A 22,629-nucleotide genomic window follows, 5' to 3' on the forward strand; every position below is an offset into this window, starting at 1 on the left:
CTTGACAGGCACGAAAGAGAGGCCGCGATGGCCGAGGTCCCGACCCCGGAACCGACGGGCGACGAACTGCTGAAGGCGCTCAGCGCGCTGGGCAATCCGCACCGCATGCGGATCGTCGCGGCGCTCACCGAGCGCCGTAACTACGTCAGCGCGCTCGCCCGCGAGATTGGCATGGGCCGTCCGCTGCTGCACATGCACCTGAAGCTGCTCGAGGCCGCCGGCCTCGTCATCGGGTCGCTGGAGGTCGCCGAGGACGGCAAGTCCATGAAGTACTTCGAAGTGGCGCCATTTCTCTACGAGTTGACGCCGCAGCTGTTCGCCAGGGCGGTCCGGACCCTCTCCGACACCCGCCCCAAAGACACCGCGGAGACCACGGGATCCGCGGCACCCACGAAAGAGGAAGCGAAGTGAACGGACAACTGGTGACGCTCGCGGACGGGGGCGACGCCGTGGGCGCATGGGTCGGGGGCGTCGGCGCGGCCGGCTTCTTCCTTCTGCTCATCGTGATCGTCTGGCAGGTCGCCGCCACCTGGCGGGCCCGGATGCTCGCCGCCCGCGAGGAGCAGTACAAGGCGCTGGCCTCGAAGTACGCGCAACTCCTCGAGGACAACGTCGAACTGCACCGGCGCTCCATCGAGGAGATGAGGCAGACCCGGGAGGAGCTGGCGCAGACCCGCCACTCCGTCGGCTCCATGGAGAAGATGATGCGCGAGATCGAGTAGCCGCAAGAGGCCGGCAAGACACGGAAGTCCGAAGAGCGACCGTGTGCTCCTGCACGGCCGGGAGCTGCAACTCCCGGCCGTGCGACGCGGCACGCGCCCCGGGCCCGAGCGGCCCGGACTCTCACACCCACCCGTACGCCACGGCAGGTCGTCACACCTACAGCGCCGTGGTGCGGGCCCCGTGCGCCCTGTGCCGGTCACCGACCGGCGGCGCGCTCCACACACGAAGGAGACTACTCATGCGTCCGCTGCTCCGGCGCGTCGCCGCCGCACCATCGGACCGGCGCGCCAAATGGCTCGTCCTCGCCGCCTGGCTGATCCTCGCGGTGGCCCTCGGCCCGCTGGCCGGGAAACTCGGCGACGTCGAGGACACCAGCGCGAACGCCTTCCTGCCGCGCGGCGCCGAGTCCGCTCAGGTCAACACCGAGCTGGAGAAGTTCCGCGACGACACACTCATGCCCGCCGTCGTCGTCTACACAGGCCGGGGCGCCGATGAAGGGGTGGCCGCCGCCGACCGGGCCGCCTTCGCGGAGTTCACCGCCAAGGGCGAGCGCGTCTCACGGCCGGTCCCCTCGGACGACGGCAGGGCCCAGCTCGTCATGGTCCCGATGTCCGCTGATGACGACGGCCTGACCGACAAGGTCGACGAGCTGCGCGAGATCGCCGGAGCCAACGCGCCGCCGGGCGTGGACGTCGAGGTCGGCGGGCCCGCGGCCTCCCTGACCGATCAGGTCGCCGTCTTCGACACCCTCGACTCGACGCTGATGATCGCCACCGGCGTCGTCGTCGCCGTGCTGCTCCTGATCACCTACCGCAGCCCGGTCCTGTGGCTGTTCCCGCTGATCTCCGTCGGCTTCGCCGCCGTGCTCACCCAGGTCGGCACGTACCTCCTCGCCAAGTACGCGGATCTGCCCGTGGACCCGCAGAGCGCGGGCGTCCTGATGGTGCTCGTCTTCGGCGTCGGCACCGATTACGCCCTGCTGCTCATCGCCCGCTACCGCGAGGAACTGCACCGCCAGGAGGACCGGCACCAGGCGATGGGCACCGCACTGCGCCGCTCGGGCCCCGCGATCCTCGCGTCGGCCGGGACCATCGCGGTCGGGCTCGCCTGCCTGGCCTTCGCCGACATCAACTCCTCGCGCTCCCTCGGCCTGGTCGGCGCCGTCGGTGTGATCTGCGCGCTGCTCGCGATGCTCACCGTGCTGCCCGCGCTGCTGGTGGTCGCGGGCCGCTGGGTCTTCTGGCCGTTCGTGCCGCGGCACGGCACGCCCGCGCGCAAGGAACGTACGGTCTGGTCGCGCATCGGCGCCGCCGTCGCCGGGCGCCCGCGGTGGGCGTGGATGATGTCCGTCGCCGTCACCGGAGTCCTCGCGCTCAGCGCCTTCGGCATCAACCTGGGCCTCACGCAGTCCGAGATGTTCCAGGACAAGCCCGAGTCGGTCGTCGCCCAGGAGAAGATCTCCGCCCACTATCCGTCGGGCGCGTCGGACCCCGCGAAGATCGTCACGAACACGGGGCAGGCCGCACGGGTCCGCTCGGCCGCTTCTGGGGTGGAGGGGGTCGCCCGGGTGGAGACGGGCGACCGCTCCCGAGACGCCCAACTCACGCAGTTGGCGGTGGTATTGAAGGACACCCCGGACAGCCAGTCCGCCAAGGACACCGTGGACAGGCTCCGGGACGCCGTGCACGAGGTCGACGGCGCGGACGCCCTGGTCGGCGGCACGACGGCGCAGACCCTGGACACCCGGCGTGCCGCTGACCGCGACCTGCGGACGGTCATCCCGATCGTCCTCCTGGTCGTCCTCGGCGTACTGATCTGGCTGCTGCGCTCGCTGGTCGCCCCGCTCCTCCTCCTGGCGACGGTGGTCCTGTCCTTCTTCGCGGCCCTCGGCGCGTCGAACGTGCTCTTCGAGAGCGTGCTCGGCTTCGCGGGCGTCGACTGGTCGATCCCCTTGATGGGCTTCGTCTTCCTGGTCGCGCTCGGCATCGACTACAACATCTTCCTGATGCACCGCGTCAAGGAGGAAGCCGCACGCCTGGGCCACACACGAGGCGTCCTGGAGGGCCTGACCAGCACGGGCGGGGTGATCACCTCGGCGGGCATCGTGCTGGCCGCGACGTTCGCGGTCTTCGCCGGCCTGCCCCTGGTGACGATGGCGCAGATGGGAGTGCTCGTCGGCATCGGCGTCCTGCTGGACACCTTCCTCGTGCGTACGGTCCTGGTGCCCGCCCTGGCCCTGGACCTGGGCCGCTGGTTCTGGTGGCCGGGCCGCCTCTTCCACGACCCGCGCCGCCACGAGGACGACGCGGGACCGTCCCGCGCCACGCACGCCACCGCGGACGCGACACGGGAACCTGCCTGACGGCCCGGCGGCCGGGGTCAGTTCGTGAGGGTGACGCAGGGCAAGCCCACGCTGGCGCCGCCGCGGAAGCCCTCCGCGCAGAGGCGGGTGCCTGCGGGGAAGTGGCGTTGGGGGTAGGCCTGGTCGCGGTAGGTACGGAACTTGGCGACGTCCTCGACCTTGGTGTCGGCGCTCCAGCCGTTGGTCGTCCACACGCGCGCGCTGATGCGGTGCGGCTGGTTGGTGTTGGTGACCGACACCTCGACCCTGCCGAGATAGGTGCCGCTGTCGTACGTCTCGATGCACACCGAGTGGTTGCACCACTTGCCGTCGGCCACCGCCGACGGGCCCGAGACGATGACACAGCCCAGCGCCGCGGCCATGGCCCCGATCCCCGCGGCGATCTTCCTGGTGATGTCGTGCATGGTGAGTGCCCTCAAGCCTTCGCGTCATGGCCCGGCAGGACGTGCCGGGCCCCGGCACACCAACGCGAGAGCAAGATCACCGGTTACGCGGCTTCCCCCCGCGCACCTCGGCAGGGCCTGTCAGCACGGCCGGTCAGCAGGGCTTGCGCCATTCGTCCAGGTTCAGTTTCTTGCGCATGGACGACAGGCCGAGGCGCTTGGACTGGGCGCAGAACTTCTCGTTGGGCACGGCGTATTCGACGTGCAGCACCGCCTTGCCCGCCTTGACGAAGGGGGTGAGTGACGCGCACTCGTCGTACTGGGCGCACTCCTCGTTGACCGCGAAGTCGAAGTCCCGCACGAGCCGCGGGATCTGCGGGAGGTCGTTCTTCAGGCCGACGGACAGGCCGCGCTCGTGCGCGAGGCGGGCGACCATGCGGTTGAAGGCCAGTTGGTGGCGCGCGGTCAGGGGAAAGCCGGTGCGGTTGAGGTAGCTGTCGAGCAGGTCCGGTTCGATCGCGTCGAAGCCCTTGCGGCGGCACATGTCGAAGCGCTCCGCGAGGAGCGGACGCAGCACGTCCAGGCGCCGGATGTCGAGCCAGCGCTCGCCCTTCCATCCGTTGGCGCGGCCGAGCACGGACGCGGGGTAGGCGTCGCTGTCGGGGCGGAAGGACTCCCAGGCACCGGCGTTGATGTAGCAGATGACGCGGCGCCCGTCGCGGTGCAGCCGGGCCACGTCGGAGGCGCGGTTCTCGAACCCGTCGATGTCGTAGACGGGTACGTCCACGCGCGGGTCGACGCGCCCGTCGAGCTGCCACTGCCAGGCCGCGCCGGGGCGGGGCCGCCAGCGGTCCGGGGTGTCCCCGTGCCGCTCCGCCGACGCGCAACCGGCCAGCAGCAGGACGGTGACGAGGAGCGGGCCGAGCCACGAAGCGCGGTGCTTCACGACGTGCCTCCGGACACCGGCGGGGGCGGTGGCTGCGTCCAGGGGTTGGGTCCCGCGCCGGGCACCGCGCAGTGCACCCCCGCGCCCCGCTGCACGGCGGTGCGCCCGGCGAGGCGGGCCAGCGCGGGCGGCACTCCGTAGACGAGGTGGCAGAACTGCTCCGGGGGGTGTCTGGCCGTCCAGGACGGGGCCTCGAACGAGCGCAGATACGTCGTCCAGTGCCCCTCGAACGTGACGATCAGGTCGGCGGCGCGGGCGTAGCCGGGCGCCGGATGCACGCCCGGGTTGAGGACCACCGTGTCCGCGCCCCGCTCCCGCACCGCACGGACCATGCGCCGGCAGTTCCGCAGCTCGCGGCGCCCGGACGCCACCTGGTCCAGGAAGCAGCCGTCGACGCCGTACCAGGCGCGGTGCCGTTCCAGGTCGTCACTGACGGCGGCCGGCGACCGCTCCCCGTACGCCGTGTCGACGTACCCGAGCACCCGCACCCCCGCCTCGCGCAGGGCCCGCGATGCGGTGGTGAAGGCGGGGTCGGGGGCCGCGCCCGGGCCGTCGGCGACGTTCAGGACGACGCCGTACAACTGGGGCGCGGCCGCCACCAGCGCCTGCCAGGCCGCGGGGTCCGCGGCCGGGTGGACGTACAGCGGCACCAGCAGGGTCATCGCGGGTCCCCGCCGGCCTGCGCGAGAGGCGGCGGACCGCCGTCGGCGCCCTGCGGCCACGTCCGTGGCGCGCCGTCCGCGGCCCACAGCGCGGTCACGGAATCCCGCAGGGAGTGCGTCGGCGTCCAGCCCAACTGCCGTTCCGCGGCGCCGATGTCGGCGCACTGCCAGGGCACGGCCACCGACCGGCCCACCTTGCCGAGCGACTCCTCGACGCGCCCGGTGAAGCCCGCGGCGCCGACCAGGCCGTGCACCAGATCGCGCACCGGCACGGCGCGCCCGCTGCCGATGTTGAGCAGGCGCGGCAGCCGTCCCGGCAGGGTCACGGCCAGCGCGACGGCGTCCGCCACGTCGCGTACGTCGACGAAGTCCCGGTACGCGGACAGGTCGCCGAGGTGGACGGTGGCGTGCGGGGTCCTGGCCACCGCGCGGCCGAGATCGGCGGTGAGCCGCCCCGGCAGTCCGGCCCGGGGAGCGCCGGGGCCCACCGGGTTGGTGACCCGCAGCACGAGCGAGTCGAGCTGCGTGTCGAGGACGGCCAGGGTGCCGGCCAGCTTCGTGGCTCCGTACGGGGCGACCGGGCGGGCGCAGGCTTCCTCCGCCGTCCGCTCGCCGATGCCGGTCGGCCCGTACTCGGCCGCCGAGCCGAGGTGCACCAGGCGCGCGTCGGGCGCCGCCGACCGCATGGCCGCGCACAGGGCGGCCGGGCCACGGGAGTTGGCCTCGGCGAGGCTCAGCGTGCTGCCGCCGACCGCGCCCACGCAGTTGACCACGGCGTCGGGCTCGGCCCGGGTCAGCTGCTCGGCCAGCGCGGCGGGCGTCATGTGGGCGAGGTCGACCCGGAGGTCGTCCGAGGGGCCGCGGCCGCCGCGGAGCAGCCGCACGCCCGGCAGGGCGTGCAGCCGCTCGGCGATGTGCCCGCCCAGGTATCCGCTGGAGCCGAGGACGAGAACGCGCACGGTCCCCTCACGCTCCCTTGAGGAGAAGGGAGCGGTGCGAGGTGAACTCCGCGTTGGCGCGGTCGTAGTCGTCCGGGCGCCCGATGTCGAGCCAGTAGCCGTCGAAGTCGTAGGCGTGCGGCGGGGTCTCGGTCTTCAGCAGGTCGATGACGAGCTCGTCGAAGCCGAGCGGCAGGCCCGGCGTGTAGGAGGCGAGCGTGTCGCGCGAGAGGCCGTAGACCCCCATGGAGACGCGGTAGTCCACGCTCGGCTTCTCCGTGAAGGCGACCACGCGCTCCGAGTCGGTGGTCAGCACGCCGAAGTCGATGCGCACCTGGCGGGCGTACGTGGCGATGGTCAGCGGCGCCCCGGAGGTGCGGTGGCTGTTCAGGACGTCCGCGTAGTCGAGGTCGGTGAGGACGTCGCCGTTCATCACGAGGAAGTGCTCGGGCAGCCGGTCCATCATGGTCAGGAGCGGGCCCATGGTGCCGAGCGGGCTGTCCTCCGTGGAGTAGCCGACGCGCAGGCCCCAGCGGGCGCCGTTGCCGACGTACGCGCGGATGATGTGGCCCAGGTGGCCGATGGCGATGGTGCAGCTGGTGAAGCCGGCGCTCGCCAGTTGGCGCAGGACGATCTCCAGGATGGCGTGCTGGTCGCCGATCGGGACGAGCGGCTTGGGCAGCGCGGTGGTGTACGGCCGGAGCCGGACGCCCTTGCCCCCGGCAAGAATGACTGCGTGCATGGTTGTCTCCCCTGTGAGTGACCCGGAGCGGTCAAGTGGCCAGATGCGCAGTGGTGCTGACGGGCGGTCAGCGAAGTGCGGGGGTGCTTCAGATGTTGTAGATGTCCGTCTTGTAGCGGGCCAGGTTGGCCGGGTCGCGGAAGAACTCGACGGTGCGGGCCAGGCCCTGCTCCAGGTCGTGTCCGGGCGCCCAGCCGGTGGCCGCGCGCAGCCGGCTCGCGTCGGCGACCAGGCGCATCACCTCGGAGGCCGCGGGGCGGATGCGCTGTTCGTCCTCGCGGACGTCGAGGTCGGCCTCCATCACCTTGCCGATGAGCCGCACCAGGTCGCCCACGGAGATCTCGCCGCCCGTACCCGCGTTGAAGGTGCGGCCCACGACCGCGTCGGCGGGCGCGGTGCCGACGGCGATGAAGGCCTGCGCGGTGTCGGCGACGAAGGTGAAGTCGCGGGTCGGCCGCAGGTCACCGAGGGTGATCTCCCGTGATCCGGAGGCCACTTGGCCGATGACTGTCGGGATGACGGCCCGCATCGACTGGCGCGGCCCGAAGGTGTTGAAGGGGCGCAGGGTGACCACGGGCGTCTCGAAGCTCGCGTGGTAGCTGTCGGCGAGCCGGTCGCCGCCGGCCTTCGAAGCGGCGTACGGGGACTGGGTGTTGATGGGGTGGTCCTCGGTGATCGGCACGGTCTGGGCGGTGCCGTACGTCTCGCTGGTGGAGGTGTGCACCAGGCGCGGGATCTCCAGGTGGCGCACGGCCTCGAGGACGTTGAGCGTGCCGGTCACGTTCGTGTCCACGTAGCTGTGCGGGGCCTGGTAGGAGTACGGGATCGCGATGAGGGCGGCCAGGTGGTAGACGGTCTCGGCGCCGGTGACCAGGCCGCGGACGGAGCCGGGGTCGCGTACGTCGCCGAGGACGATCTCGACCTCGGCCAGCACCTCGGGCGCGAGGGTCTCCAGCCAGCCGTAGGAGGAGAAGGAGTTGTACTGCGCCATCGCGCGGACCCGGTGGCCCGACGCGACGAGCGCCTCGGTGAGGTGCGAGCCGATGAAGCCTTCGGCCCCGGTGACGGCGACGAGTGGTGCGGATGCCATGAGTTCTCCTGGTGCTGGGACGGACGAGAGGTGGTGCGCCGGGCGGGGGCAGGGCCCGGTGGATGTGGCGCCGGACGGCGCGGGCCGGCTCAGGCGTGCGCCGTGGGCCTGCCCAGGTGGTGGACGGCGACGGCGAGGAGCGCCGCGGCGGCGGCGGCGCAGCCGATGAGTTGGGCGGTGGGCGTCGGGACGGTGCCGGTGAGCGGCAGTGCCGTCGCGAGGGCCGCGGCGGCGATACAGGGCGCGGCGGACGGCCAGGCCGCGCCGAACGCCTGGAGGAGCAGGGCGGTCCACAGCACGGCCCCGAGCAGGACGAGCCGGGTCGCGCTCGCGCCGACGAGTACGGCGCCCAGGGCGAGCGGCACGAGATAGGCGGCGGCGCACACGGCGAGCGCACGCGCGGAGCGCAGCCTGAAGCCTCGGGGAGTGGTCGAGGCGTGCAGGGCGGCCACGGCGAGCCCGCGGTAGCGGTAGAGGAGCCACTCGGCGAGGCCCATGCTGAGCGTCAGCACGATGACGGCGTACGGCTCCTGGTGTCCCGCCACCGCGGTCAGCGCACCGGCCGCGAGCCCGAACAGGCCGTACGGCAGCGAATGCGCCAGGCGTGGCGCGGGGCCCGGCACCGGGGTCGCCCGCAGCGCCGAGCGCAGGGCATGCCCCGCGGCGGCCGTCGCGAGCAGGACGGTGAGCAGCGGCAGTCCGATGCGCAGGAGTTCCGGCGGCTGCCACCACGGCAGGGCGGCCGCGCCCGCCACGACCGGCAGGAGCGCCGCCGCGAGGATCTTCTCGCGGCCGAGCACCAGGAGCAGCCCCGCCGCGGCGAGATAGCAGGACTGCCCGACGGCGAACAGCGCGGCGGCTCCCGGACCCGCGACCAGCAGGCCGGTGAGCGACGCGGCCACGATGCCGAGCGGCGCGCCCGCCAGCAGGGTGCGCCCCGCCTCGTGCCGCCCTGTCGCGAGCCTGCTGTACGCGCGGTGGCTCAGCGCCTGCGACCAGGCCCAGGACACGAGGGCGGCGGCGATCAGCCCGTACAGCCCGGAGGCCGGCCCCCAAGCGCCCTGCGCCAGTACGTATGCCGTGCCGGGAAGCGCGAAGAGCAGCCCGCGCAGGGCGCAGCGCAGGTGGTCGGGGCGCCAGGGGTCGGGCGGCACAGGCGGCTTCGGATGGCTGCGCGGCACCCGCCGGAAGACGGCGTCGGCCAGCGAGAACAGATCGGGGTGCCCATAGGTCTCCTGGATCCTGTCGCCGGTCAGGCCCTGCGACTCCAGGAGCGCGGCGACTTCGTAGGCGTGCACGGCCGCGCCCGCCTCCTCGGCGAGTTCGGCGGCGAGGCTGTCCACGGGGTCGTCGGCCCTGGCGGGGCGCAGCGCGACGCCGGGGTGTGGGCGGGGCCGGTTGTCGAGGGGGCCGGTGCGGGGCGGACGCGCCAGGCGCAGGGCGAGGGTGTCGTCGGCGCCGTACGTCTCGCCGTGCTCCGCGCCGCGGGCGTGTGTGCCGCGCGGCCTGAGAGGGAGGGGGCCGCTCATCCCGCCACCTCGCCGCTGAAGGGGGCGCCATGGCTGACGAACTCCGGCTGATACAGGCCCTGTTGGCCTGGGTTGGCAAGCTCCTCGTAGATCGAGCGGAACGCGTCGACCGTCTGGCGCAGCGTGAACTGCTCGATCACGCGCAGCCGGGCCGCCTCGCCCATCGCGGCGCGGCGCGCGGGGTCGCGGAGCAGTTCGACGACGGCTCGTGCCATGGCCTCCGGGGCGCGCGGCGGCACCACGAGTCCGGTGGGGCCCACGGCCTCGCGCACCCCGCCGACATCCGTGGAGACCGTGGCCCGCCCGCAGGACATGGCTTCGATCAGGGTGAAGGGGAAGCCTTCGCTGATGCTGGACAGCATCACCACGTTGCCCGCCGAGTAGGCGTCCTTGATGTGCTCGACGCGGCCCTCGAAGACCACCGCGTCGCCGTGGCCGAGCTCGGCGGCCAGGGCCTCGCAGCGCTCGCGGTAGGCCTCGCCGCCGCGCGGGGTGCCGCCGAACAGGCGCAGTCTGGCGTCCGGGATCTCCTGCCTGACCAGCGCGAAGCTGCGGATCAGGGTCTCCAGGTCCTTGATGGGGTCGACGCGGCCCGCCCAGCTCAGGGTGGGGGTCAGCGGTTCGGGGCCCGCGGGCGGGAAGGCCTCGGGGTCCACGCCGTTGTAGACGGTGCGGATGAGGGAGGGCTCCGCGCCGCCGCGCTCCTCCCAGAGGCGGTTGTAGCGGTTGCCCGGGGTGATCAGGGAGGCCTGGCGGTACGTTTCCTCGGCGAGCAGCCGGAAGAACCCGAGCAGCAGGGCCTTGACGGGCCAGCTGTACGGTCCCGTGCGGTAGCCGAGGTAGCGCTCGCGCAGGTACACGCCGTGCTCGGTCAACAGCAGGGGCACGCCGTGGAGTTGGCGCCCCACCAGGCCGGGCATGGCCGCTATGCCGCCGCTCACCGCGTGGGCGACGCCGCTCTCCGGGGGCCGGGCGGCGAGCGGGCGCAGCGCGTGTTCGAGCAGGCTGGTGGCGGTGACCGCGTCGTGCAGGGTCGGCCGCGCCTCGGCGGTCGCGCGTCCGGGGACGTTCCACACGGAGGTCAGGACGTGCACCGCGCGGTCGGTGCGCAGCGCGGGCGCCAGGGCTCCGTCGCGGGCGTGCCGGGCGAGGTCGTGCAGCGCGGGGGCGAAGCCGTCCTCGGCGGCCGCGTCGAGCAGGGCCGTGAGGAACTGCTCGTAGGAGCCGAGGAGTTGGCGTCGGCGTCGGCCGCGCGGGGGGTGTCCGGTGGGGGCCGGGCCCCACATGGGCAGGCAGACGGGCTCGTCGACGTGCGGCGGCAGCTCCCAGGCGAGGCTCTCACGGCCGGTGCCGGTGACGGCGAGCACGCCGAAGTCGACGTCGGGCATGCCGCGGACGAGTTGGTCGCACCAGACGCTGACGCCACCGTGGCTGTGCGGGTAGGTGCCTTCGGTCAGCAGGGTGACGCGGGTCCGTGCGGGGCGGCGCGACGGAGCGGGGAAGGGTGCCGGTATCGGCACGGGCGAGGGCGAGGGGGACATGGTGGGGCTCCGCGGGTGAGATACGAACGCGAGGGAGCCGACGGCGGCGCCCGCCCCGGTGGTGCGGGGTGGGCGCGTTCCGTGAACGGCGGCGTGCGGGTCGTACGGGCGCGGGGGGATGGTGGTGCGGTGTGGCTCTTGATCGACGGGCGGTGTGGGGCGGCTTCTCGGGCCCGGTGGCCGGCCGGGTGGGGCCGGCCTGCCACCGGGTGCGACCGTCAGGTCAGCGCCGGGTCGGCAGCGCGCGTGGCGTGTGACCGTCGGTGCCGGGCTTCACGTACGTGGCGACGCCGGGCGGGACGGGCAGTTTCCTGGCCGCTTTCGCGATGTCGGGTTCTGCGGCCGCCGCGGCCGAGGCCGGTGCGGACGGAAGGTTGAGCGTGACGCGGCTCTGGAGGAGCGCCGGGGACACCCAGCCAGAGGTTCTTCCCGCGTACGCGGTCCCGAACGCGTCGGTGCCCAGCAGGAGTTGCCGTACGGTGCCGGTGGGCATCGTGGCGCGGACCGCCACGCCGGCCGGGGCCTGGACGGTCACCTTGCCGCCGATCCGGTAGGCGGTGACGCGGCCCGCCTTGACGGCCGTGTCCCAGGCGGCGCGGGAGCGCAGCTCGCCGCCGATGTCGGCCATCCGCAGGTTGACCACGGGGGCGTTGTCCGCGAACAGCTCGCCGTACGCGTCGAGGATCGAGCCGAGCACGGGGTAGGCGATGCGGTCCTCGGCGAGGTTCGACTGGTGGATGAAGTGCGGCCTGGGGTCGTTCGCCAGGACGTGCCCCATCGCGATCGTCGACTCCACCGGCACGATGTGGTCCTGATAGCCGGTGGCGGGGTCGAGGGGACTCTCGAGACAGGTGGCGACGGAGGAGTTCTCGCAGACACCGCTGCCTCCGTCCGCCTTGCGGGTGTAGATCCAGTTGTACTCGTCGATCTGCTCGCTGGTGCGGCCCGCGTTGTAGAAGACGTTCATCGGGAAGCGCGGCACGGTCAGGGCCGAGCCCACCGGGCGCTGGCCCCGGTCCCGGGAGTTGTCCGAGCCGAGCCAGGTCACACCGTTGTCCCGCAGGGCCGGGCCCAGGTTCGGGTTGTCGTCGGGCTGCTGCGGGAGGACCTTGAGGCCCGAGTGCTCGCCGGTCACCAACTCGTCGTCTACGAGCGGGAGTCCGGCGCGCCGGCCCCAGTTGCGGTTGTTCGAGATCTGCTGGGAGATCTCCGTGCGCGAGACGTAGCGCGTGCTGCCGTCCGCGTTCTTCGCGCAGGTCCACGGCACGACGCTGACGTCCTGGACGCAGCCGAGGAAGGGGTGGTTGTACGTGTGGTTGATCCATCGGTGCTCGCCCCGGTCCGCGATCAGCCGGTCCGCCAGGGGGTCGGCGCCGCCGTTCTCCTCGCGGAAGAGCTCGCTGCCGCCGCCGTTGAAGGCCATGTCGAGCGGGAACTTGCGCCCCTTGGACCACTGGGCCGCGTAGGCCGCGTCGTCGGCGGTCATCCGGATCGGGTCGGGTGTGCCCTGACCCGGCGGGCAGTCCACGTCGCCGGGGGTGCAGTTGAGCTCGCTGTCCCAGCGGTCGTCCGCCCCGAAGACGTCGTCGACGTGCACGGCGAAGTAGTTGCGCGATGTGCCGAGTTGGACGCCCTGGGTCATCCAGTCCACGATGCCGCGGGCGAGGAGCCGGAACTGCTGCTGATGCTGGTTGTAGACGAAGGTCACCACCAGCTCGCGCCGCCCGTCGTGCCGGTACTCACCGACCAGCGAGCCGCGGTCCGAGGTGCCGGGGATCGGCGCGTCCACGTAACTCGTGAAGTCGGCGCCCGGCGCGGGCTCGGCCAGGAAGCCGTAACTCTCGTTCGTGGACGGGGCGTTGTCCTCGAAGGGCACCTGCCCGGCGAGGTACCCGAAGGGGCCGGCCTTGCCCGACGCGGTCACCTGGGCCCGCACCCCGTCGAGCGTGCCGCTGAACTCGGGTGTCTTCAGCCCCGCTTCGGGCCTGGCATACGTGTAGGCGTCGACCTGCGGAATGGCGTAGGTCTGCTCATAGGACGCGAGGGCGGCCATCTCGGCCGAACCGGCCGCGAACGGGTTGTCGTTGGGCAGCACGACGGCCTGGAACTTGGCGCGCGCCCTGCCGTCGACGGTGTCCGCCAGGAACGCGGCGTCGATCACCGGCCGTCCGCTCTGCCGCAGGTCGACGGTTGTGTACGGCGTGCCCTGGCCGTCGAGTTCGGCGGTGATCGCGGCGGTCGCGGGGCCCCCGTCGGTCACCACGAGGACGCGTAGGTCGATGCGTGGCAGCTCGGCCGCCGATGCCGGAGTGCCGGGCAGCGAGAGCGCGAGAAGCAGAGCGGTGGCGCCGAGAGCCGCCGCTCGTGCGGTGTGATTCATGCGGTGCGTGGTCCCCTCCACGGTCGGGCCGAGGGGATGTCTCCATCCCACGGCCCGCCCCCCAACGACGCGCACACACATCGCACTGTGTGTCCGCGTCGCTCTGACGCGTCACATAGTGCGGCCCACCTGTGGGGTCTGTGCGGATTCTGTGAAACCTGGCGGAAAAAAGATGGCGAACCCTTAGCGGTACGAAATGAGCGACACGTGACAGGAGATGACACACCGGAGTGGGGCGCTCCGGGACGTCGTGGCCGCTCAGAGGGGTCGTAGATCCCCGGGCACCGGATAGATGCTGGGCGCACGCACCGGATCCGGGTGCGCCGGGCGGACACCGGAATCGAATGCGCTCCCTACCGCGCTGATTCAGCCAAGCGATCCGGTCCCGTGTCATGGCGCCTTCCTCCGGAAAGCGCGTTCTGACCTGCACGGCAAGCGCGTTCCATGAACATCTGGGGGCGCAATTCAGGGCGTGATGGGGGGCGCGCGAGGGGGCGCTCTTGCGTTTCCGGCGCTCCCGGGGGTGGTGCGGAGCCCGTCGCGACGAAGTCCGCGACACGAACCAATCCGTTGAGCGCCCGCCGTCGAATCCCCCGTGTCCGCATGGGTTTGTGAGGGACCCGGACGCACAGAGGTGGCGGCGGATGTCGGAGGTCCCGGTGGAACGTCGAGGCGTGAGCCTCCTCCGCCCGGATGCTGCCGCCGCCACCTCCTCCTCCGCCCGCGGGCGCGCTTTGGGCCGAGCAGGCCCTTTTCACGCACTGATGAGGGAGTCGGGCAATCCATGAGGCCCTCGGTGACGGATACCTCATGTGATGGCAGAGCGAGAAGTGCGGGAAGCGCTGGAAGCGCGAGAAGACTTGCGACGACCGGCCGGCCGGTGGCGTGTCCCGGCAGGCGCCTTGGGCGGGCTGCTCGCGGGCTTCGCCGCGCTCGCGGTGGCGGAACTGGTGTCCGCCGCGGTGCGGCCCGAGGCCGGCCCGGTGGTGGCGGTCGGCGGCGCGGCGATCGACCGCACCCCCGCACCCGTCAAGGACTGGGCGATCCAGCAGTTCGGCACGGACGACAAACTCGTCCTGCAGTCAGGCATCCTCGCGGTGCTCGCCCTGCTCGCACTCGTGCTGGGACTCCTCGCCCTGCGCCACCGCCTTCTCGGCGCGGCGGGAGTGCTGCTCTTCGGAGTGATCGGTGCGGTGGCGGCCACCGGCCGCCCCGACTCCACCGGCTTCACCGACGCGCTGCCCTCGATCGCGGGGTCCGTCGTCGGTGCCGCGCTGTTGTACCGGCTCGCGGGCCACCTCGCCCTTCCCGCGGGCACGGCCTCCGAGCCGACGCGGACGTCGATGCCGAACGGCGACGGCGACGGCGACAGCATCCGCGTCCGCGTCGATCGGCCGGAGTGGGACCGTCGGGGGTTCGTCATCGCGGCCGGAGCCGTTGCCGCAGCGTCGGCCGGAGCCGGCGTACTCGGACGATCACTGAACGCCGCGGGCGGGCAGGACGCCGTCGCCTCGCGGAACCGGATCGAGCTGCCCGCCCCGGCGTCGGCCGCGCAACCGGTGCCCAAGGGCGCGCGGCTCCGGGTGCCCGGCATCAGTCCGTTCGTGACGCCCGGCAAGGACTTCTACCGGGTGGACACCGCGCTCGTGGTCCCCAAGGTGAACGCCGAGACCTGGCGTCTGCGCATCCACGGCAAGGGCGTCGACCGTCCGACGACCCTCACCTTCGACGACCTGCTGCGGCGGGACCTGATCGAACGCGACATCACCCTGACCTGCGTGTCGAACGAGGTCGGCGGCCCGTACGTGGGCAATGCCCGCTGGATCGGCGTGCGCCTGTCCGACCTGTTGGCGGAGTGCGGCGTCCAACCCCCGTCGAAGGGCGGCCCCGCGGACCAACTGGTCGCCCGGTCCGTGGACGGCATGACCATCGGCACCCCCGTCGACGACGTGATGGACGGCCGCGACGCGATGCTCGCCCTCGGCATGAACGGCGAGCCGCTGCCGTTCGTGCACGGTTTCCCCGTACGCATGTTGGTCCCCGGCCTCTACGGCTATGTGTCCGCCTGTAAATGGATCAAGGACATCGAGCTGACCACGTTCGACGCCTACGACCCCTACTGGGTGAAGCGCGACTGGGCACGCAAGGCGCCGGTCAAGACGCAGTCCCGGATCGACACCCCCAAGCCCTTCGCCCGGCCGAAGGCCGGCACGGTGATGGTCGCGGGGGTGGCATGGGCCCAGCACCGAGGCATCGACAAGGTCGAGGTGCGCGTGGACGACGGCCCGTGGCAGCAGGCCGATCTGGCCGCGGAGGACACCCGGGACACCTGGCGGCAGTGGTCCTTCCCGTGGAAGGCGACCGCGGGGGGCCACACCCTCACCGTGCGGGCGACCGACCGCACGGGCGAGGTCCAGACAGAGAAGCGCACCCGCACGATCCCCGACGGGGCCAGCGGCCGGCATTCGGTGGTGGTCAACGTCGACTGACGCCCACCGACGCCGACCGGCGGCGGCTCCGACGGCTGTGACCATCCCACGATTCACTCGTTTGAACGTGGTCAGGACGCAACGTCGTCAGCCTTTGGAAGGCTTCTTGATCAATGAGCACATCGCAACGGCCCTCATCGAAGGCGTCCGGGCGGATGGCCCTTGACCAGGCCGAGGCCGTCATCGTCGACCAGTACACCCGGCTCGTACGCCTCGCCTATCTCACCCTCCCCCACTCGCTGGGCAGGCACCGGCGGGTCCTCGTCGCCCACGCTCTGGTACAGCGCGCGCTGCCCGGATTCCGCGTCGGCCGGGCCACGCCCCGCGTGCCCGAGCAGCGCAGGGTCACGCCCGACCCCGTGGTGGCGAGCACCCGGGCGCGCGTCCTGCGCTCGGCACTCGCGCACGACCGTCGTCCGCGCGGCTGGCCCGGCTTCCTTCCGCCGCCCCGCGCGCTGCGCCCCATGCTCCCGGTGGTCTGGGGGCTGCGGCTGTTCCCGCGCGCGGGCTCCACCGAGGAGGTCGCTCTGGGGCAGGCGCTCGCCGAGGTTCCCGCGGCAGCCCGCGCGGCGTTCGTGCTGCTGCAGTTGGACGGGCTGCCCCGCTCCGAGGTCGCCGAATTGCTCACCGCCGCCCAGGTGCCCCGGCCCGAAGAGGCGGTGCACGCCGCCTGCGACGTGGCGGCGGCCGCGGGCCCGGCGAAGGAAGCGCTGCTGCGTTCACGGGAGTTCGACGCCTGTTCCGTGCAGACCCGCCCGACCGATCTGCTGCGCCGCAGGCGCCGGCACCAACTGGCCTGGCTCACCGCGGGGATCGTCGCCCTGTGTTGTGCGGTGCTGTTGGCGACCGTCGGCGGCACACCCTCGGGCAAGCCTTCCCGCGCCGCCGACGTTCCCCTCGCCTTCGGCCCCGACGAGTTGCTCCGTACCTCCGGCGACGCCTGGACCGACACCTCGCGGGTGGACTTCACCGCCTGGCCTGCCCGCGGCGCGCGTACCGACGACGACGCGCTGATCAGCCGCGCGCTCGGCACCTGGACCGACCCGCCGTCCGGCACTCAGGTCGACGTCGCGAAAGCCACCATCGCCGAACCCCCGCCCAGGAACACGCAGTTGCTGTACGCGGATGTCGTCGGCCGGGAGGCGGTCGTGCTGTTCCACGACGGCCGGCGCGTGGTCCGCTACGGCGAACCGCTCGCTTCGCCGGGCAACGCGACCCTGGACATCTCCCGTGCCGACGACGCCGACGTGACCACGGCGGCCGCGCTCGTCGTCAGCCGTGAGGCGGACAAGGTCCGCTACCTGACCGCGCCTTGGATCGCCGAGGCGCGGACGCGCGACCTGCTGGCCCCCGAGTCCCCCGGGCGTCCGCTCGACGTGTCGGACGAGGGACTCACCGACGCCGTCCCCGAGCCACCGGCCAAGGGAGCGTGCGACAGCCTGCCGGTGCTGCAACTGCGTTCATCGGGCCGGATCGTGGAGAAGCACGCCTTCCTCGTGGCCGACCTGGGCGGCCTCACCCCCGCGCATCTCAGCTACACCCCGCTGCCCGGCACCGGGGCCCCGCCCCGGCAGCCCCGCGAGGCGACCGGCAGCGTGGCACTGCGGAGCTGGGCGCACACCGCGTGCCGGCTCCCCGGATTGCGGGAGAGCGGCGTACGGGCCGTCAACCAATGGGAGTTCGCCGAGCAGGACCTGCCCGAGCGGGGCGGCCGGGCGGTGTGGTCCTGCACGCGTTCCTCCACCTGGCGCGGCCCCGGCGACGTCCTCGTGCAGTTCCGCACGTCCGCCGCCTCCCCCACCGAACCCGCGAAGGTCGTCGGGCAGGCACGGTCGACCGCGGCCTGCAGCCGGTTCGGCCAGCACATCGTGGCCGGCACCCCCTGGACTGCGGCCTCCGGGCGCCACTACCTGCTGGCGGCGGGCAGCCGCGAGGTCGAAGGGATCGACGTGACCGGTGACGTGGAAGCGACCGAGCGGGGGCGCACCCTGGCCGTCAAGGCTCCCAAGAACCCCGACACGACCGTGCGGGCGCGCCTTACGGACGGTGAGAGGCTGGAGGAGGTCGACTCGGGCCGCTCGCGCTAGACGGAGCGGGCGGAGTCGAGAGCCGAGAGTCGAGTCAGGTCAGGTCAGGTCAAGTCGAGGAGCTCGGTACCTGTGTCCTTCAACGACGGCGGGCGCCCAGCGCTGGTGCTGAGCAGACCGATCGAGGAGCCACGTGCCGCCGTGCTTCTGCTGCACGGCGGCCGGGAACACGGGACCGACGTGCCCCCGCCGTGGAATCTGCCGGGCGTGCGGCTGCGTCTCTTCGAGGGCGCGATCCGCCGGTCCACGTCGGAGGGCGCGGTGCTGATGGGGCGGGTGCGCTATCGCGTCCGTGGCTGGAACGGAGAGCGCGAGGACCCCGCGCGGGACGCCCTCCAAGCACTGCGGGAGCTGGAACAGCTCACCGGTGACGTGCCGACCGTCCTGGTGGGGCATTCGATGGGGGCCCGCGCCGCACTGCGCGCCGCCGAAAGCCCGCTGGTGCGGGGTGTGGTCGGCCTGTCCCCCTGGTGCCCCGCCGGGGAGCCGGTCGCGCACCTGCGTGACCGCCGCGTGGCGCTGCTGCACGGCGACCAGGACCGTACGACCGATCCTGAGTTGTCTTTGGACTTCGCGACGCGCGCCGGTGCCGCGGGCGCCGAGACGGCCACCGTGCTGCTGCGCGGCGGTGACCACGCCATGCTCCGACGCGCCCGCACCTGGCACACCCTGACGGCAGCGACCGTGGCCGGTTTCCTGGGCCTCGCCGAACTGCCTGCCGCGATCGCCGACCAGCTTGACGGCACGCACGGCGGACTACCGCGTGACGCATGACGCATGACGCATGACGCATGACGCATGACGCAAGGAAGAACGCACCGCGCATTCTTTTCAAGGCCATTGCAGGCGCCGTAAGTTGGCGTGCCGAGACGATGAGCGCGCGTCTGCCATGGGGCGACCTTTGGCGGTAGCGTGGCAGGCATCTCCTCACACCGTCCCCGCGGGCAGCGAACCGCCGGCGTACGACCGCCGGGGGCCTGGACGGTGTGTCCACGGAAGGGAGAGGCGGCATGACCGCCATGTCCGAGAGGCAGCGCGAGGAACGGTTGGCGTCCGCGTTCGTGGATCTCGCTGCCCCCTTGGTGCGCGAGGTGAGCGTGCCCGATGCCCTGCACTCCTTGGCCGAACACTGTGTTGATCTGCTGGAGGTGTCGGCGGCCGGGGTCATGCTGGACGTTCCGCACGGCCTTCCGCACGGCCGGGTCGTGGAAGTGGCGGCCTCCGACGAGTACACCCGCTCACTGGAACTGTTCGGCCTCGAATGGGACGAGGGCCCGCTCCTGGACTGCCGTCGCTCCCGGGCTCAGGTCCGCGAGTCCCGGCTGGACACCGAGCCCGCCTGCACGCGGTGGCCCCGGTTCACGCCGCGCGCCCTGCTGCTCGGCTTCACCTCGGTCGCGACGGTCCCGCTGCGCAGCCAGGAATCGGTGGTCGGCGCCCTGAGCCTCCTCCACGACCGGCCGAGGCCACTGGACGAGACCCGGCTGCGCCTGGCCCAGGCCCTGGCGGACACCGCCACGGCCTGCGTCGTCCGCCAGCAGGCGCTGCACGAGCAGCGCACGCAGATCGCGCAGCTCCAGGACGCCCTGGAGTCCCGCGTCCTCATCGAGCAGGCCAAGGGATTCCTCGCCAGCTCCCGCGGATGCAGCGCGGACCAGGCCTTCCTCCGCATGCGCACGTACGCCCGCAACCGACGCCTCAAGCTCCCCGACGTGGCCCGCCAGGTCCTGAACGGCGGCGTCGCGGAGACCCTGCTGCGCCCCGAACGCTGAACCTAGCGGCGCCGGATGACGCGCCTGACCAGGACTCCGAGCCCGACCAGAACGACTGCCGCGACCCCCATGAGGAGCTGAGCGGTGGACCCTTGCCCGCTCTCGGCCAGCTCGTCGGGGGGCGGGGTGGGTGAGGAAGTGGGCGAGGACGTGGGCGAGGAGGTGGGCGCGGGGGATTCCGAACCACCGCTGCCGGACGGGCTGGGGGTGGGCTCCTGCGTCGTGGGAGAGGACGTGGGAGTGGGAGTCGGCTCCTGCGTCGTGGGAGTGGGAGTGGGAGTGGGCTCATCCGTCGTGGGCGACGGCGAAGGGGTGGGCTCCTCCGTGGTGGGCGACGGCGTCGGCTCGTCCGTCGTGGGTGACGGGGAGGGCGTCGGCTCCTCCGTCGTAGGCGACGGGGAGGGCGTCGGCTCCTCCGTCGTAGGCGACGGCGAAGGGGTGGGCTCCTCCGTCGTAGGCGACGGGGAGGGGGTGACGGGTGGGATGACGTCGGTCGAGGCGCAGGAGCGGTTGTTCTCGGTGTTGGTTTCGCGGGAACCCGTGTAGACCTCGGCGCAGTTGGGGATGGTCTGGCCCGCGGCGTCGGGGTTGGCGCGCATGGTGACGGTGAAGGTGCGCGTCTCGCCCGGGCTGAGGGTGTTCAGGGGGCAGCTGAGAGTGAGGCCGGTGTCCGGACACTCCTCGGGGCGCTCCTCGATGGAGGAGAGCTGACCGTTGGTGGGGTCCTGGACGGTGACGTCGACGGCGTCGGAGGGACCGTGATTGGTCACGGTCACGGTGAAGGTGTACGTGCCGTCGGCCTCGACTTCCGGACTGGCCGTCTTCGTGATCTCCACGTCCGTCAGCGTGGTGGACTGCGAGATCAGTTGGGTGGAGTCCGCGGGCTGCTGCGAGCCTTCCTGCTGTACGGCGGCTTGGTTGGTGATGTTGGTGCCGTCGGAGAGGGAAGGGTCCACGGAGACCGGAATCCGGAACTCGCGTGTACCACCCGCCGGTACGGTGATGCCCGTACCGCCGCAGGTGATCTGCAGGCCCTCCGCGGTGCAGGAGTCAGGCAGCTCTCCGACGCTGAGCCCCTGCCCCAGTTGGTCGGTCACCGTGACGCCCGTGGCGTCCTCGTCACCGTTGTTCGTCACGGTGACGGTGTAGACGGCTGACCCGCCGATCACCAGTGGGTCGGGGGACACCGACTTCGTGATCCGCAGGTCGGCCGCCGCCCGCAGGGACGGCTTCGCTGCCGCGCGGGTGCGGTCGCCGTCCGTGGTGGTGGGAACGGCGTATCCGGTGGAGGCGATTGCGGAGAGCACCACCGCGGCGGAAACGGTCGTTGCGCGGGTCAGATTCGCAAGCCTCACGTGTGCCTCTCGTTCGATGGTTCTGAACTACATATAAATGCCAAAATGGCCATATTCATCGCGACACACCATCAAGGCGCCAAAACCGCCGCCGTCTCATTCAGGTGTTCTCTATGTGAGACGGCGTTTCGAGATCGCTTCGGGATGCTTATGGTGGTCCGCATGTTCGGACCCGCTCGTCAGCTCGCTCTCGCGCTCTTCGCGGCCACGCCGTGGAGCGTCGACGACGCGCTCTGTAGCAGCTGACGCCCCGCTCAGCGCTCCGCAGCAGCTGAGCCTGTCCGAATCCCCTCCCGCTCCCGGAGACCCCCTTGACCACCGCTCCCGATGCCGGGGCGCCGCCCCGGATCGCCGTGCTCCCCCCTTCCCCCACCTCCGCCCCCGCACCTCGGGCCGAGGCGTTGCCGCCGGTCCGGCGGGTGCCGCTGGCGGTCGCGGGCGCCCTCGGCGTCGCGCTCGCCGCCTACGTCTTCGCGGAGCACGGGGCCAAGCCCGGCACCCTGCTGCTGCTCGGCATCGGGCTCGGGGTCGCCCTGTTCCACTCGCGGTTCGGCTTCACCTCCGCCTGGCGGCAGCTGGTGGCCGTCGGAAACGGGACCGGGCTGCGTGCCCACACCCTGCTCCTCGGCACCACCGCGACGCTCTTCGCCCTGATCATCGGCACAGGCAGCGGCCTGTTCGGTTCAGTGCCCGCACCCAGCGCCGGGCCGATCGGGGTGGCGCTGCTCGTCGGCGCCTTCCTCTTCGCCATCGGCATGCAGCTCGGCGGCGCCTGCGCCTCCGGGACCCTGTTCGCCGTCGGTTCCGGCCAGGGCACGATCGTGCTCACCCTGTTCGGCTTCATCACCGGCTCCACCCTGGCCGCCTGGCAGTTCGGCCTCTGGAACGATCTGCCGGCGCTCGACCCGTACGTGCTCTCCGACCACGTCGGCTGGTTCGGCTCCTGGGCGGTGACGATCGCGGCGCTCGCCGCGATCTGGTTCATCGCCCGCGCCATACAGGCCCGCCGCAATCCCCCGCCGGTCGGCACCCCGCCGTCAGCGCGCGGCGCCCTCCGCCGTGCGGTCAGGGGCTCCTGGCCGCTGGCCGCGGGAGCGATCGCCCTGGCGGTGCTCGGCGCCGGGGTGCTGCTCGTCTCGGGTGGCGCCTGGGGCGTCACCAGCGCGTTCGCCCTGTGGGGCTCGAAGGCCGTGGAGGCACTCGGCGGGACGCCGGAGGCCTGGACGTTCTGGCAGCAGCCCAACAACGCGGCGCAGCTGTCCGGGCCGGTCCTCGCCGACAAGAACAGCCTCACCGACATCGGCATCATGGTCGGCGCGGCCGTCGCGGCGGCGGCCGGCGGCGTGTGGAAGCTGCACCGCGACATCCCGGCCCGCACGGCGCTCGCCGCCGTCATCGGCGGCATCCTGATGGGCGTCGGCGCCCGCCTCGCCGGCGGCTGCAACATCGGCGCCTACCTGGCCGGCATCGCCTCGGGTTCCCTGCACGGCTGGATCTGGGCAGCCGTGGCCATCCTCGGCACCTGGGCGGGCCTACGCCTGCGCCCGCTGTTCGGCCTGGGCAACCCGAAGCCGACGGACAGCGTCTGCTGACTCGTCGGCTCCGGGCTGCCCACGGTGAACAACTGCTC

The 22,629-nt window shown here is 72.4% G+C and carries 18 protein-coding genes; 8 read left to right on the forward strand and 10 right to left on the reverse strand.

The genetic code is table 11. The annotated features are described in order from the left end of the window. Positions 1–27: 27 nt before the first annotated feature. The 3 genes from ACWFRU_RS39120 (at position 28) to ACWFRU_RS39130 (ending at position 3,085) form a co-directional block, all read left to right on the forward strand. Positions 28–411 carry an ArsR/SmtB family transcription factor gene (locus ACWFRU_RS39120; RefSeq protein WP_453693070.1) on the forward strand — a complete coding sequence of 128 codons (384 nt, stop codon included), beginning with the start codon at positions 28–30 and terminating at the stop codon, positions 409–411. Then, a complete protein-coding gene (locus ACWFRU_RS39125; RefSeq protein ID WP_363207335.1) occupies positions 408–722 on the forward strand; it encodes a hypothetical protein in 315 nt (104 codons plus the stop codon). The genes ACWFRU_RS39120 and ACWFRU_RS39125 overlap by 4 nt, the downstream gene beginning before the upstream one ends. Positions 723–961: 239 nt before the next feature. Then, positions 962–3,085, forward strand: coding sequence for an MMPL family transporter (locus ACWFRU_RS39130; RefSeq protein WP_453693072.1), 2,124 nt, complete (start codon positions 962–964; stop codon positions 3,083–3,085). Between the two features lie 17 nt (positions 3,086–3,102). Here the strand turns inward: ACWFRU_RS39130 and ACWFRU_RS39135 are convergent, their stop codons facing one another. From ACWFRU_RS39135 to ACWFRU_RS39175, 9 genes are all read right to left on the reverse strand, one after another. Next, positions 3,103–3,489 carry a hypothetical protein gene (locus ACWFRU_RS39135; protein WP_453693074.1) on the reverse strand — a complete coding sequence of 129 codons (387 nt, stop codon included), beginning with the start codon at positions 3,487–3,489 and terminating at the stop codon, positions 3,103–3,105. Between the two features lie 133 nt (positions 3,490–3,622). Then, the gene (locus ACWFRU_RS39140) at positions 3,623–4,414 is read right to left on the reverse strand and encodes an endo alpha-1,4 polygalactosaminidase (RefSeq protein ID WP_453693076.1); all 792 of its coding nucleotides are present in this window, start codon (positions 4,412–4,414) and stop codon (positions 3,623–3,625) included. Beyond that, positions 4,411–5,076 carry a spherulation-specific family 4 protein gene (locus ACWFRU_RS39145; RefSeq protein WP_453693078.1) on the reverse strand — a complete coding sequence of 222 codons (666 nt, stop codon included), beginning with the start codon at positions 5,074–5,076 and terminating at the stop codon, positions 4,411–4,413. Before ACWFRU_RS39145 ends, ACWFRU_RS39140 begins: the two co-directional genes overlap by 4 nt. After that, positions 5,073–6,035, reverse strand: a complete 963-nt coding sequence (locus tag ACWFRU_RS39150) for an NAD-dependent epimerase/dehydratase family protein (protein WP_453693080.1) — start codon at positions 6,033–6,035, stop codon at positions 5,073–5,075. Before ACWFRU_RS39150 ends, ACWFRU_RS39145 begins: the two co-directional genes overlap by 4 nt. Positions 6,036–6,042: 7 nt before the next feature. Next, positions 6,043–6,756 (reverse strand): nucleotidyltransferase family protein, encoded by a 714-nt coding sequence (locus ACWFRU_RS39155; RefSeq protein ID WP_453693082.1) that lies wholly within the window; start codon positions 6,754–6,756, stop codon positions 6,043–6,045. Between the two features lie 88 nt (positions 6,757–6,844). Further along, positions 6,845–7,846 (reverse strand): GDP-mannose 4,6-dehydratase, encoded by a 1,002-nt coding sequence (locus ACWFRU_RS39160; RefSeq protein ID WP_363207341.1) that lies wholly within the window; start codon positions 7,844–7,846, stop codon positions 6,845–6,847. Positions 7,847–7,935: 89 nt separating this feature from the next. Beyond that, positions 7,936–9,375 carry a hypothetical protein gene (locus tag ACWFRU_RS39165; protein WP_453693085.1) on the reverse strand — a complete coding sequence of 480 codons (1,440 nt, stop codon included), beginning with the start codon at positions 9,373–9,375 and terminating at the stop codon, positions 7,936–7,938. Then, on the reverse strand, positions 9,372–10,916 hold the full coding sequence (gene pelF / locus ACWFRU_RS39170; protein WP_453693087.1) for a GT4 family glycosyltransferase PelF: 1,545 nt from the start codon (positions 10,914–10,916) through the stop codon (positions 9,372–9,374). Before pelF ends, ACWFRU_RS39165 begins: the two co-directional genes overlap by 4 nt. Positions 10,917–11,139: 223 nt before the next feature. After that, a complete protein-coding gene (locus ACWFRU_RS39175) occupies positions 11,140–13,296 on the reverse strand; it encodes a hypothetical protein (RefSeq protein WP_453693089.1) in 2,157 nt (718 codons plus the stop codon). Positions 13,297–14,111: 815 nt separating this feature from the next. On the opposite strand from ACWFRU_RS39175, the gene ACWFRU_RS39180 reads away from it, so the two are divergent. The 4 genes from ACWFRU_RS39180 (at position 14,112) to ACWFRU_RS39195 (ending at position 19,644) form a co-directional block, all read left to right on the forward strand. Then, a complete protein-coding gene (locus ACWFRU_RS39180) occupies positions 14,112–15,785 on the forward strand; it encodes a sulfite oxidase (RefSeq protein WP_453693091.1) in 1,674 nt (557 codons plus the stop codon). 155 nt (positions 15,786–15,940) lie between these two features. Next, complete coding sequence (locus tag ACWFRU_RS39185; RefSeq protein WP_453693093.1) at positions 15,941–17,872, forward strand: hypothetical protein; 1,932 nt, start codon at positions 15,941–15,943, stop codon at positions 17,870–17,872. Between the two features lie 72 nt (positions 17,873–17,944). Further along, positions 17,945–18,646, forward strand: coding sequence for an alpha/beta hydrolase (locus tag ACWFRU_RS39190; RefSeq protein WP_453693095.1), 702 nt, complete (start codon positions 17,945–17,947; stop codon positions 18,644–18,646). Between the two features lie 236 nt (positions 18,647–18,882). Continuing rightward, positions 18,883–19,644, forward strand: a complete 762-nt coding sequence (locus ACWFRU_RS39195) for an ANTAR domain-containing protein (protein WP_453693097.1) — start codon at positions 18,883–18,885, stop codon at positions 19,642–19,644. 2 nt (positions 19,645–19,646) lie between these two features. Here ACWFRU_RS39195 and ACWFRU_RS39200 read toward each other — a convergent pair whose 3' ends face one another. Then, complete coding sequence (locus ACWFRU_RS39200) at positions 19,647–20,999, reverse strand: CARDB domain-containing protein (protein WP_453693099.1); 1,353 nt, start codon at positions 20,997–20,999, stop codon at positions 19,647–19,649. 311 nt (positions 21,000–21,310) lie between these two features. Here ACWFRU_RS39200 and ACWFRU_RS39205 point away from each other — a divergent pair, with 311 nt between their 5' ends. Further along, entirely contained in the window at positions 21,311–22,591 is a 1,281-nt protein-coding gene (locus tag ACWFRU_RS39205; protein ID WP_453693101.1) for a YeeE/YedE family protein, read from the forward strand. Positions 22,592–22,629: the final 38 nt, after the last annotated feature.

The sequence above is a fragment of the Streptomyces sp. NPDC055099 genome, from assembly GCF_053607685.1.